The sequence below is a fragment of the Oceanobacillus kapialis genome, assembly GCF_044790185.1.
Lineage (GTDB): Bacteria > Bacillota > Bacilli > Bacillales > Amphibacillaceae > Oceanobacillus_B > Oceanobacillus_B kapialis.
The window spans coordinates 3,105,794-3,119,349 of the sequence record NZ_CP085256.1; the positions used below are offsets into that span (position 1 = coordinate 3,105,794).

General features: G+C 36.3%; 7 protein-coding genes. 3 read left to right on the forward strand and 4 right to left on the reverse strand.

Annotation, left to right across the window (positions count from 1 at the left end; translation table 11 throughout):
- Positions 1 to 171 precede the first annotated feature (171 nt).
- Both tagD and LG273_RS16205 read left to right on the forward strand, forming a co-directional pair.
- Positions 172 to 567, forward strand: coding sequence for a glycerol-3-phosphate cytidylyltransferase (gene tagD / locus LG273_RS16200; protein ID WP_404455530.1), 396 nt, complete (start codon positions 172 to 174; stop codon positions 565 to 567).
- A 277-nt stretch (positions 568 to 844) separates the two neighbouring features.
- Complete coding sequence (locus LG273_RS16205) at positions 845 to 1,906, forward strand: LCP family protein (protein ID WP_404455533.1); 1,062 nt, start codon at positions 845 to 847, stop codon at positions 1,904 to 1,906.
- Positions 1,907 to 2,163: 257 nt separating this feature from the next.
- Here LG273_RS16205 and LG273_RS16210 read toward each other — a convergent pair whose 3' ends face one another.
- The 4 genes from LG273_RS16210 to LG273_RS16225 form a co-directional block, all read right to left on the reverse strand.
- Positions 2,164 to 3,243, reverse strand: a complete 1,080-nt coding sequence (locus tag LG273_RS16210) for a glycosyltransferase family 4 protein (protein WP_379561644.1) — start codon at positions 3,241 to 3,243, stop codon at positions 2,164 to 2,166.
- A gap of 211 nt (positions 3,244 to 3,454) precedes the next feature.
- On the reverse strand, positions 3,455 to 6,946 hold the full coding sequence (locus LG273_RS16215) for a peptidoglycan-binding protein (RefSeq protein WP_404455536.1): 3,492 nt from the start codon (positions 6,944 to 6,946) through the stop codon (positions 3,455 to 3,457).
- Between the two features lie 159 nt (positions 6,947 to 7,105).
- Positions 7,106 to 10,207, reverse strand: a complete 3,102-nt coding sequence (locus LG273_RS16220; protein WP_404455539.1) for a peptidoglycan-binding protein — start codon at positions 10,205 to 10,207, stop codon at positions 7,106 to 7,108.
- 230 nt (positions 10,208 to 10,437) lie between these two features.
- A complete protein-coding gene (locus LG273_RS16225) occupies positions 10,438 to 12,111 on the reverse strand; it encodes a YheC/YheD family protein (protein ID WP_404455542.1) in 1,674 nt (557 codons plus the stop codon).
- Between the two features lie 421 nt (positions 12,112 to 12,532).
- Between LG273_RS16225 and LG273_RS16230 the strand changes: the two genes are divergently transcribed.
- Complete coding sequence (locus LG273_RS16230) at positions 12,533 to 13,525, forward strand: YheC/YheD family protein (RefSeq protein WP_404455545.1); 993 nt, start codon at positions 12,533 to 12,535, stop codon at positions 13,523 to 13,525.
- Positions 13,526 to 13,556: the final 31 nt, after the last annotated feature.

Genomic DNA, 13,556 nt, shown 5'->3' on the forward strand with positions numbered 1-13,556 from the left:
GAAAAATGTCTATATTTTTTGTAAAGACAGATCCCAAATCTCGTTAACGTGACTTATTACCCCTAATTCAAAGCATCTTAAGGCCTCCCGACTACATTAGAAGACGTTTTTAATTCTGCTTCCCATCTATGGTATGATTAGTTTAGGTACCTTAAACGGAGGGGATTACTATTGAAGAGAGTAATCACATACGGGACTTTTGATCTAATTCATCCTGGTCATATAAATATTTTAAAGAAAGCAAAAGAGATGGGCGATTATTTAATCGTTGGAATATCTACGGACCATTTTAATAAGATTAAAAACAAACAGGCATATTACTCCTTTGCTGAGCGAAAAACTATATTGGAATCTATTAGGTATGTAGACAAAGTAATTTCCGAAGACTCCTGGGACCAAAAAGTGAAGGATATCAAGGAGCACAACATCGATATTTTCGTGATGGGGAATGATTGGGAAGGAAAATTTGACTACCTAAAATCTTATTGTGACGTCATCTACTTACCAAGAACACTGGGTATTTCCACGACAAAGATAAAATCTGATCTTAGTTCTGAAAATGAGTAACGGGTTAAGGTGAAACCTTTTTTCACCTCAATCGTCTAAAATCACAGGAGCCTACTTTAAAGGCAAAAGTGCTAAGCTTGGAGTATCCAACCTAATTTCTGGAAATTGAACTGATTAGAACCTTATTTGTCGTGAATCGAGTGAAGTCATGGATTTAACACTTTTTTACTTCTTTAAAAATACATTTACGAATTAGTTGATTCATAGTAAAATAGAGTTTGGTTTCTATATTCTTAATGATTTCTATCAACTTATTAGTAACCAAAGGAGAACAATAATGGATAATAAACATACACGAACTCGTGTAGTTAAACGAAGACGGAAGAAAAAGCTACGAAAGAGAGCTTATTTTATATTAATACCAGCCCTGGTGCTATTCCTAGCCCTCGGTTATTTCACCTATCTGTATACAAAAGCGGACTCGGTATTCTCGGACTCTTATCAAGACGATGGAAGAGAAAAGTCAGATCTGCGAGAAACAAAAGTGGACCCGAACATTGATAATGTCTCTGTTCTAATTATGGGTGTAGACGAGAACGATCATCGAGCAAATGAGGGAAGCTCCCGTACAGATGCCCTAATGGTTGCGACCTTAAACAAAGATGATAAAAGTGTGAAGCTAGTAAGCATACCTCGTGACTCGTATGTTTATATTCCAGAAGTAGGGTATGAAACAAAGATTAACCATGCCCATGCTTATGGTGGCCCCCAAGCCACTATTGAAACAGTAGAGAACCTACTTGAGATTCCCATTGATTATTACGTAAAGGTCAATTTTCATGCGTTTGTCGATGTAGTAGACGCATTGGGTGGTATCACTGCTGAAGTTCCATATGAATTCACAGAATCGAATTCCATGGATAAAAAAGGTGCTATTCATTTAATGCCTGGTGAGCAGGAACTGAACGGGGAAGAAGCATTAGCATTAGCCCGTACAAGAAAGCTTGATAATGATATTGAACGTGGTAAGAGACAACAGGATCTTATCAAGGCAGTAGTAAGAAAAGCAGCTTCAGCTGGCTCTGTCTTAAAGTATGATGATGTTATTGAAGCAGTTGGAGAGAATATGGTAACGAATATGAACTTTGACGAAATGAAAAGCTTTATCTCCTACGGTACAAGTGGCTCTCAATTAGACATTGAAACACTTACGTTAGAAGGCCATGATTATCAACCAGCTGGTACGTATTACTGGCAATTGGATCAAACTTCATTGGCCAATACCAAATTGCTCTTACAACAACACTTGGAGCTTTCCGGTAGCTCTACTGCAAACGAGGACAGCACCTCACAGACTACTGAGAGCACAGAAGCGAATACGTCCGCTAGTGCAAGCTAGTTCAACTGAAAACTGCTAATCCTATAAGAGGGTTAGCAGTTTTTTTGTCCTATTTATTAAAAGATAGCCTGCAAATAAGAAAGAAGTCACAAAAAGCGTAGAGATCATGCTGATCAGTTAGAAGCTTTTCAGCTACGTCGATTTGTGCGTATGTAATAGTATTTTGTCCTTATTGCCCTAATCTTAGTCTTATTCTATACCCGTAATAAGCCACAAAAAACCGCATTCCCAGTCGTACGAGAATACGGGTTTTATCATTATTTGGTTAGTTTCTTTACACCTAAAATCCTTTTAAAGCCATCCAGGATAGGCTGGCGATTGTGATAGGTCATACCAGCTAGCTCAGCTATCAGTTGAATCCCTAATACAATTACTACAAAGGTAACAAGAGATGAAAGTAATGTTGCACTGTTAAAAACAATTGCCATACAGCCGAAGAAAATACTAAATGCATAAATGATTAAAACAGCACCACGGTGAGAGTATCCCATCTTCATTAATTGGTAATGTATATGCTTATTATCCGCTGTTGCAATGCCTTGGTGATTAATTGCTCTGCGAATAATGGCTAGGATGGTATCAAACACCGGCACAGCTATAACTATAATTGGTACAATAAAGCTAAAGAATGCTACGTTTTTGAACAAGCCGAGCATGGATACAATTGCGATCGAATACCCTAAAAACAGTGCCCCCGTATCTCCCATAAAAATCTTTGCTGGGAAAAAGTTATGATAAAGAAAACCGAGGCAGCTACCAATCAAGATTGTACACAGATAGACAACAACAAACCGGTAATCTAAGACGGCCATAACTAGAATACTGGAAAGGCCAATCGCTGAGACTCCGGCGGCCAGTCCATCAAGCCCATCAATTAGGTTAATAGCGTTCGAAGCTGCTACGATCCAGAAAATAGTAAGCACAATGCCAAGGAAATCATTAAAGTAAACGGTCCCGATAAAAGGTACCGTTAATTTTTCAATTACCAATCCTGATGACACTACAACTCCGGCAGCTCCAATCTGCCCGGCAAGCTTATATAAGGCTCGAATAGCAAAAATGTCATCCAGGATACCTGTCACTAAAATAATTAATGCTCCGATTATAATTGCAGTCATTTGTGGAGAAACAGGTTGCAGGTAAAGAAATCCTGCTGCTACTCCAATAAAGATAGCAAGACCACCAAGGCTTGGCTTAGCGCAATCATGGTTTTTTCTCTCATCAGGCGTGTCTATTAGTTTATATTTGGTTACTAGTTTAATAATGATCGGTGTAACAAGTAAGGTTGTTACACAGGATATAATAAAGGCAAGAATTAACTCTGTCATATTCCACATATGGCCACCTGCTTATTATCGATTAAATTAAATAAGTCTAGTATATTTTAACACATTTCATTGAATTGTATAGTTCATTATTAAAAGGTTTTTGTAAATCTGTTGCTTTATTTTTTAATCATAAAAGTAACCTTATTAAATAAAAAGAACCAATTGAGGTCAACGTGATCTCAATTGGTTCTTTCCTTTTAAAACACCTTATAAAACCTTTTTATTTATATTCAGGTACATCTAATAATACATTTGTTATCCCAATGTCCTGATAAAGGTTATACATCGTGTAAATTTGCTTGCTAGCCCAGCCTATATCTGTAGCGTATTGATGATCAGCCTCTCCTAATTTATCCATTGCACCTGGATTCCATTTCATTTTGTACAACGTATTTTGGCCAGCCTTAACATAGTTGTTACCTATGAAACTAGCTCCGCCAATTATTGCCTTATAAGGAGTTGTCCAACCATTTCTGTAGGCTGTTTTTGCTCCGTCTTCTCTAGCTGTATCATCATAAGCACCTATGCCAAACATATTATAAACTTCTTTAACATTTGTTAGGCTGTCTTCATTATATTTCGTTACGAGGACGGGTTCACCTTTTTTATTTTCTCCAACCTCAATACCTGTTGCTAAATCTGATGTTCCATGTCCAGTTTCCAATAATGCATGGGAGAGTAAGTATATTTCGTTTACACCGTGTTTTCTACTAGCATCAACGAAAGCATCACCCATATTTTCAAGAATGCCTTTATCATTTAGATAATCATTCAGTGTTTTTACTGAAGTATTAGTGGTTCTCCCAAGATCTAAAAACTGGAATCTCTGTTCCTTATCATCAAGAAAATTAAACGGATCTAAGTAATACTTTACATCTTTTTCACTAGCTATTACCCACTCACCACTAACAAAATCTATTTGGTACCAGCTACCTGTCTTACTAATAATACTCACTTCGGTACCTTTTGGTAGATTTCCTACAACATCATAAGAAGTAGATGGTCCTAATCTTACATTTAATAGATTTGCAGTAACCTTACCGTCTTCAATATAACTTGCAGAAACATATGCATACTTCTTGTCAGTTTTCGGAATTGCAGCCATCTGCATCTCTACAGCCTCAGCAAGTGTGAGGTTATATTTAGTTTTTCTTGATGAATTTGCTGCTAATTCAAGCGCCTCTCTTGTAACACTATCAGCTATACCACTAACTGGCAAATCGTAAAGCTCTTGAAAATTCTTTATCCCTTCTTCTGTTTTAGGCCCAAAGTATTCGTTAGGATTAACAAAAGATGAAATGCCAAGTTTTACGAGATTTTCTTTTATAGCTATAGTACCTTGATGCCTCTTACCTTTCTGGTGAGGGCTTGACAGAATTTCTTCTATTTTTGCAAATGTATTAGGTTCAGCAATCCCTGAAACCGGAAGATCAAAATGCTCTTGAAATGCTCTTACTCCTGCTTCAGTTGTTGTTCCATAATAGTCTGTTGGATTATCGAAACTCAAGAACCCTAAACTTTTCAGGTTTTCTTTCATTCCGATTGTCATTTCATGCTTTTCTCCATTTTGGAAGGGGCTTGACAAGATCTCTTCAATTTTATCTAAGGTAGTTTCGTCTGCTACCCCTGTCTCAGATAGCCTATAATACTCCTGTAAATCCTTCGTAGCTTGCTCTGTCTGACTTCCGAAGTAGTTATTCGGACTGTTGAAGGAAGCAAATCCTAGACGGACCAATTTTTCTTTAAATTCTATTGCATCATTGCGAAACATCCCTTTTTTTAGTGGCCCTGATGCTTGGGCTTCCACTTGTTGACGGGTTACTTCTTCATAAATGCCGGAAATCGGTAATCCATTATCTTCTTGGAATGCTATTACGGCAGCTTCTGTAATAGCCCCATACAAAGTAGTAGGGTTATCGAAACTTAAATATCCTAATATCGCCAAGTCTTCCTTCACCTTAATCGTATCTTCGTGTCTTTCACCTTTTTGTAAGGGACTGGAGAGAACCGCTTCCAACTTTTCTATTGTTGCCTCATCTGCTATGCCTGTTACGTTTAAACTGTAGTAATCTTGGAAATACTCAACAGCCTGTTCGGTTTGACTTCCAAAGTAATTGTTTGGATTGCTAAAGAAGGCAAATCCTAGTTGGACCAAATTCTCTTTCAGTTCAATTGCGTCATCTCGATACATACCTTTTTGCAGAGGAGCAGTTGCTTGAGCTTCAACATGATGTTGTGTTACTTCTTCATAGATTCCTGAAACTGGAAGATCATTTTCTTCTTGGAATGCTTTTACGCCAGCTTCTGTTACAGAACCAAAATAAGTTGTTGGATTATCAAAGTCTAAATATCCCAATACAGCCAAGTCTTCCTTCATCTTGATCGTATCTTCGTGTCTTTCACCTTTTTGGAAAGGACTAGACAATACTGTTGCAATTTTTTCTATGGTCGCGTCATCTGCTACTCCTGTTCCGGGTAAACTATAATATGCTTGAAACTCCTCTACAGCCTGTTCCGTCTGGCTACCGAAATAGTTGTTTGGGTTACTAAATGAAGCAAATCCTAAACGAACCAAGTTCTCTTTTAGTTCAATAGCGTCTTCTCGATACATCCCTTTTTCTAAAGGAGCGGTAGCTTTAGCTTCAACATGTTGCCGTGTTACTTCTTCATAGATCCCTGATACTGGAAGATCATTTTCTTCTTGGAATGCTTTTACGCCTGCTTCTGTTACAGAACCATAATAGGTTGTTGGATTACCAAAGTCTAAATAACCCAATACAGCCAAGTCTTCCTTCAGCTTGATCGTATCTTCGTGCCTTTCACCGTTCTGGAAGGGGCTAGACAAGATGTCCTCAACTTTCCCTATGGTTGCATCATCTGCTATTCCTGTGACAGTAAGATTGTAGTATGCTTGGAAATCCTCTACAGCCTGTTCTGTTTGACTCCCGAAATAATGATTCGGATTGCTAAAAGATGCAAAGCCTAAGCGGACTAAATTTTCTTTTAGTTCAATAGCATCGTTGCGATACATTCCTTTCTTTAAAGGACCGGTTGCCTGAGATTCTACCGTCAGCTGTGTCACCTCTTCATAGATGCCTGAGACCGGTAATCCGTTTGCTTCTTGGAATGCCTTAACGCCCGCCTCTGTTTTTGATCCAAAGTACGTCGTCGGGTTATCGAAGTCTAAAAATCCTAGAATTGCTAGATTTTCCTTCAGCTTAATAGTGTCTTCATGTCTCTCACCATTTTGAAAAGGGCTTGCTAGTACTGAATCAATCTCTTGTAACGTAACATCATTTGCTATCCCAGTTACAGACAAACCATAATATTCTTGGAATATCTCTACAGCCTGTTCTGTTGCTTCATCAAAATAGTCTGTTGAATTAAAAGATCCAAAACCCAATTGTGATAAACTTTCTTTTAAGTCTATTACTCTCTCATCATGTACGCCTTTTTCTAGACTTGCAGGTTCAGAAGTAGCTTTTATACTACTTTTCTTCATTAATGCCTGTTCTTTTTCCACTTCCTCAGAGGATTGCTCATCTTTCACTACCTCGGAAGAATCCTTTTCTTCCGAGGTATTCCCCTCTGTTCCAACTACTTCATTAACTTCATTATTCGTAGTAACCTCTTCTGCATATGTAGTTTGTGGACTAAAGTGGAAAAAAGATACAACAAGTAATAGGGTTAGTATAATAGATCTTATCTTCACTCTAGTTTCACCTCCTTATCTATTTTTGTCTTACTCTTTTAGTATCGGTGAAACGGTAAGTTATTTCAATATGTATTTGGAAATTAAAGTGAAATCTTTCAAGTATTACAGGCATTATAAAAGGGGTAAACTCCTATTGAATTTACCCCCTTTAATTACCTATCTTTTCTTCAGACTGAAACTATGTGCAATCGCATCAGCAGTTGTCTTCCCAAGAAAGTTACGATACGATTTGTTTTTTAATAGACTATTCTCTGTGAAATTATCTATAAACAAGTATTCTAGTAAAATAGATGGCATATTAGAATTACGGAGAACACTAAAGTTCGCTGTTTTTTCCCCTCTATCATATACGTTCAATTTATTACTAATAAAATTGTGCATTTCATTTTGCCTGGTCTCCGTTTCATTAGAGACATTCCCATTAAAAATAAAGCTCTCAAATCCATTTGCAGTCCCATTAAAAGCGTTATTGTGTATGCTTACAAAATAATCTGCACCCCATTGATTTGCCATTTTAGCACGGTCTTCTAATTCTACAAACACATCATTAGTTCTGGAGAGCATGACCTCGACTCCAGTATAATTATTTTCTAGAATTTGAGAGGCATACAACGCTATGTCTAATACTACATCTTTTTCATTTAGCCCATACCCTCTACCACCTGGGTCATGTGCTCCATGTCCTGGATCCAAAAATATTTTAACAACTCTATTTTCTACAGCAACTTTAATCTGTTCCAATGTAATTGAATCTACTATTCCACTGACAGGTAATTTATTTGATCTTTGAAACTGAGCAACAGCTTTCTCCGTAGTAGTGCCATAATAAGTAGTAGGATTGGAAAAATTCAAATAGCCCAGCAGCGCCAAATCTTCTTTAATTTCAATAGTATCTTGATGTCTCTTCCCTTTTTGGAATGGACTTGAAAGAATTTCATCAATTTTTGCAAGGGTAGTCGATTCTGCAATCCCAGATGCTGGTAGGTTAAAATGCTCTTGATAAGCTTTCACTCCTGCTTCTGTCGTTGGGCCATAAAATGTGGTCGGGTTATTAAAACTTAAAAATCCTAATCTATTAAGATCTTTTTTCATTTCAATTGTCTTTTCATGCCTTTTACCATTTTGGAAAGGGCTTGACAATACTTCTTCAATCTTCTTTAGAGTATCTTCATTCGCTACTCCTGTTTTAGATAAATTGTAATAACCTTGTAAGTCTCTTAACGCTTGTTCTGTTTGACTCCCAAAATAGTTATTTGGATTACTAAAAGAAGCAAATCCTAAACGAACCAAATTCTCTTTCAGTTCAATAGCGTCATCCCGGTACATCCCCTTTTTTAAAGGGCCCGTTATCTGATCTTCCACATGTTCTTTGGTTATTGGTTCATAAATCCCCGATACTGGTAACCCGTTTGCTTCTTGAAATGCCTTTACGCCAGCTTCTGTTTCTGATCCGTACAGGGTTGTTGGATTATTAAAGCTTAGAAAGCCTAAAACAGCTAGGTTTTCTTTCAGGATAATAGTGGCTTCATGTCTTTTTCCATTCTGGAATGGACTTGACAGTACTTCTTCCATTTTTCCTAGCGTTGGCTCATCTGCTATTCCTGTCTTAGATAGGCTGTAATATGCTTGGAAATCTTCTACGGCCTGTTCTGTCTGACTACCAAAATAGTTATTTGGATCCTTAAAAGATGCAAAACCTAGTCGAACCAAATTCTCTTTCAGTTCAATAGCGTCATCCCGGTACATTCCCTTTTTTAAAGGGCCCGTTATCTGATCTTCCACATGTTCTTTGGTTATTGGTTCATAAATCCCTGATACTGGTAATCCGTTTGCTTCCTGGAATGCCTTTACACCAGCTTCCGTTCCTGATCCATAAAAAGTGGTTGGATTTTTAAAACTTAGAAATCCTAATATAGCTAAGTTCTCTTTCAACGTAATAGTGGCTTCATGTCTTTTTCCATTCTGGAACGGGCTTGACAACACTTCTCCCATTTTTCCTAGAGTGTTCTCATCTACCATTCCGGTTACGGATACGCTGTAATATGCTTGGAAATCCTCTACGGCCTGTTCTGTCTGACTACCAAAATAGTTATTTGGATTACTAAAAGAGGCAAATCCTAAACGAACCAAATCTTCTTTCAATGCAATAGCGTCATTCCGGTACATTCCCTTTTTTAAAGGGCCCGTTATCTGCTCTTCTACAAGTTCTTGGGTTATTGGTTCATAAATCCCTGATACTGGTAATCCGTTTGCTTCCTGGAATGCCTTTACACCAGCTTCCGTTCCTGATCCATAAAAAGTGGTTGGATTTTTAAAACTTAGAAATCCTAATATAGCTAAGTTCTCTTTCAACGTAATAGTGGCTTCATGTCTTCTTCCATTCTGGAACGGGCTTGACAACACTTCTCCCATTTTTCCTAAAGTGTTCTCATCTACCATTCCGGTTACGGATACGCTGTAATATGCTTGGAAATCTTCTACAGCCTGTTCTGTCTGACTACCAAAATAGTTATTTGGATTACTAAAAGAGGCAAATCCTAAACGAACTAAGTTCTCTTTCAGTTCAATAGCGTCATCCCGGTACATTCCTTTTTGCAGAGGGCCCGTTATCTGTCCTTCCACATATTCTTGGGTTATTGGTTCATAAATCCCTGATACTGGTAATCCGTTTGCTTCCTGGAATGCCTTTACACCGGCTTCCGTTCCTGATCCATAAAGAGTCGTAGGATTTTCAAAGCTTAAAAAGCCTAGAATAGCTAGGTTTTCTTTCAGTGTAATAGTGGCTTCATGTCTTTTTCCATTCTGGAATGGACTTGACAGCACTCCTTCCATTTTTCCTAGTGTGAGATCATCTACTATTCCAGTAACTGAAAGGCTGAAATACTCCTGAAATTCCTTCAGTGCCTTTTCTGTTGTTTCACCAAAATAATTATTCAGTGAATCAAAAGATCCGAATCCTAGTCGGGACAGCTTCTCCTTCAATTCTACTACTCTATCGTCGTTCATACCTTTTTCTAAACTTTGCATTTTATTTTTCTTACTTACTACCTGTTTTTCCGCAGACTCATCAGTATTCTGACCTTCCTCACCTTCTTGTAAGGAGTCTCCGTCTGGTTCCGCTACCTTACCGCCTGCGTTAGCTTCATCTGTTGTTTCATTATTACTATTGTCCTCACCTGCATATGTATTTTCTGAACTGAAGTAGAAAAAAGTTATAGCAAATAAGAAAACTAGTATGATAGTTTTACTTGTCTTCACTCTAGCTTAACCTCCTTGATGTTTTAAGGTCATTATACGTTTTCCTAGAATGATAATTAGAGTGATGTTTCTATATACCTTTTTTGGAAATATTGCCAAGAAAAGGATCAGTACATGTCGACAAATTTAATTGTAATAAGAAATAGACTTAACTTATCGAAAGTATTTTAACTATTGTACTAACCCCTGTTTTGATTTGACCTACTAAAAAAATAGTTACAAGCAATTTCTTATTCTGACATAACATTCCGAAAACCCTGTTCTTCATCTAATGGCTTGATTTCTGAAATCGAAATAACACTTTTAGATTGAATGTTTTCTCCTACGTTGATTTTCGATAAAAATCCTTCTACCTGTTTCCCACCTCCTTCAACTTCTATATCGACCTTTTTCGTTAGATTGTTAAAGTTAAGTTTACCGGTTACGTCATATTCCATACTGATTTTCTGTACTAATTCATAGTATGTGTTCCTTTGATCCCTTGGAATGCTCACTAAAACCTTGAACCTTCTTTTAAGTTCATTACATGGTGATTGGCTTAAACTATCTTTAAACGTAAGTAAATTACTAGTGGAATCGCCAAAACCAGCCAGCTTTTTAGCATAAAGCATATTCGTGTTTCGGATTTCATAATACATTTCCTTATCACCAATTTTATTTGCTAGTGAATCATCTGGATATCTGCTATTGATTTCTATAATCCAGATTTTTCTATTTTTATCAATAGCTAAATCAAATGCTAACTTGCCTAAATTTAATCCTGTCTTCTCCAAATTTATAGCCGATTCTTTTGCAACAGTTAACAATTTCTTGGTATATTCCTCAACCATTTCATCGCTCATTCTATATATTTCTTTAAGTGCTTGTTCCACTGTAATAATAGTTCCGCCACCAGCTGCTCTATTGCTAACAATACTGCTATCACCACTAAGCCTAGTAATGAACATTTTATTGGTCCAATCCCCTGCTATATCCTTCTCCATACCAACCCTAAAATCCATAACTTTATTATCTATTTGGAGGTCTATAGTCTCTTGAATGACAAATTTATCTATTATTAGCTTTTCCTGCATAAACCTTAGAAATTCTTCATCATTCATTACCCATTTAAGATTTTCTTGATTTTCCCTCGTCTGTACTACAATTCCTTCTTCATTTCTTACAACATTAAAGATACCCAGCCCCTTTTTGCCGCCAATTGGTTTAACGTAGAGATTGTGGTATTTGTCTAACATGTTTAAAACGTCATCCGCATTTTTATACAACAATGTCTGAGGTATTACCTTTAAGCTCTCTGGAAATTGTTCAAGCTTTTGAAACATCTCCCATTTATCAAATGGTTTATAGTTGAATATATTGTTTCCGTAAAGTGCTTTGAAGTGTTCTCTCCACTCTGTGTTCATAGTGTTTCTTAAGAATATTGTGGAAGGATAAGGTAATGTAGATTCCTCCCAACGATCCATTTTAGGGTTATAAAAATATCCTTTAATCATGAAATTAGTCTTCTGTACAGTGTCTAATGTAAAAGCAAAAACCGTACCATTTACTTCAGTATACTTTGCTGCAAAACTATTTACTAAACGTAGTTTCTTTAAAAGTGTAGCTTTCTTTCTGCCCATATAGATACCAATAAATGGACCTATAACAAACTCTTTGTTAGCGTTTATAAGTATTTCATAGTCACAACTCAGGGGAACATTTAATTTCTCCGCAACACGTTTAGATAGTAGCAATTCGTCATCTTTTAATTTATTATCATGTATTACTTCAATCTCGGCCACTCTCATTCCAAAACGTAAAACAGAGGACCTGATATAATTTGTTCCCAATTTCTCGCTTACGTTTCCGTTTATGTAAATTCCATTTTCACTTTCTTCAGTTAGTTTAATATTTAATAAACCCATTTATTGTCTACCTCTTTCCTATTATTTGTTTAAAAAAATTTATATTATTTGGAAGCAAGATCACTTTTATTGGCAGTGGCAAATACAAGCAATAATTTAAAAAAGTTAGCTTGAGTTTCATTATACGACAAACGAAATCTATTCGCATCCCATTTCCACATATTCAACTTCTTTCATATGTAAGTCGACATTTTTCTGCTACACCAAGAGTATGTTTTGTAACAATACGAAATGCTTCTCGGTTCTAATATAATTGAATAATAAAGATATTATTAGAAAACTACCTTATCCAGAGCTTATAATAAAGCTAAAATAACCCTTTAAGACAAGACATTTAAGATTGCTTATCTTTCTATTCGGGAAAACAAAATTAAATTAACAAATATATTTTTGAGGAGACCAAATTATGGATATATGTTACATGCGAAACTATAAAGAACCTGGAAAATTTGTTGCGTTACTTAGCAAAGCAGCAAAATATTATGGTATACGAGTTATTTACTGTCAGCCCACAGATGTTAATATGTCACGAAAAACTATTAATGGAAAAGTGTTGTTAAACAATGAATGGGTAGAAGAAGAATTACCATTACCTTACTATATTGATCTTAATACTTATTGTTTCAAATATAAGGAAATATCAACTTATTTAAAAGATAACTGCTTTCTACTTACGAAAGGAAGTTATGGAACGAAAAGCAGAGTATACACCCGTTTGGAAAAGGATGGCGAATTCAAGCACATATTAATCCCAACGCTAAACATTAACTCATTTTCAGAATTCCAAAGTAAACTAGATGAATACAACAAGGTTATTTTAAAGCCCAGAAAGGGACACAAGGGTCAAGGTATTTATCTTATTACTCATATTGAAAATCACTATGTCATTACAGAGAATGATCGCGAAGAGAAGGTTAGTCTTGAGAAACTTGAACAATTTTTTATAGAAAATATCAATATAAAACAATATCTATTTCAAAAATACGTACAATCTACAACCAAAGAGGGACACCCATTTGATTGCCGGGTACGATTAGAAAAGGATGGTAGTGGCAGTTGGAAGGTTGTCATTTTCCTTGTGAGAATAGGAACATCAAATAAAGTAGTATCTAATATTGCTCAAGGAGGTAGTGTAAGCCAATTAACTCCTTTTTTAAAGGCAAACTACCCTTCCAATTGGAAGGAGATTAAATCTTCTATTAAGGAAATTTCTATTTCATTACCTGATAAAGTAGAGGAGATTTTTAATAAAAACAATGCATCTATGGGGCTGGATTTAGGTATTGATAAAGATGGTAAAGTTTATTTATATGAGGTTAACTCTGCACCTGGATCGCAGTTTGCAGAAGGAGAAATAGCCAATTTGAAGGCAGATTATTATTTTTACCTTATTCATAACAGAATTGGTCAGTAATTGTGAGAATAACATTCTGATTTAAACCCAA

Excerpts from the sequence above, each read along its gene's own strand:
- LG273_RS16225 (WP_404455542.1), bottom strand. The coding sequence starts at position 12,111 with ATGGGTTTATTAAATATTAAACTAACTGAAGAAAGTGAAAATGGAATT.
- LG273_RS16205 (WP_404455533.1), top strand. The coding sequence starts at position 845 with ATGGATAATAAACATACACGAACTCGTGTAGTTAAACGAAGACGGAAG.
- LG273_RS16230 (WP_404455545.1), top strand. The coding sequence starts at position 12,533 with ATGCGAAACTATAAAGAACCTGGAAAATTTGTTGCGTTACTTAGCAAA.
- LG273_RS16210 (WP_379561644.1), bottom strand. The coding sequence starts at position 3,243 with ATGTGGAATATGACAGAGTTAATTCTTGCCTTTATTATATCCTGTGTA.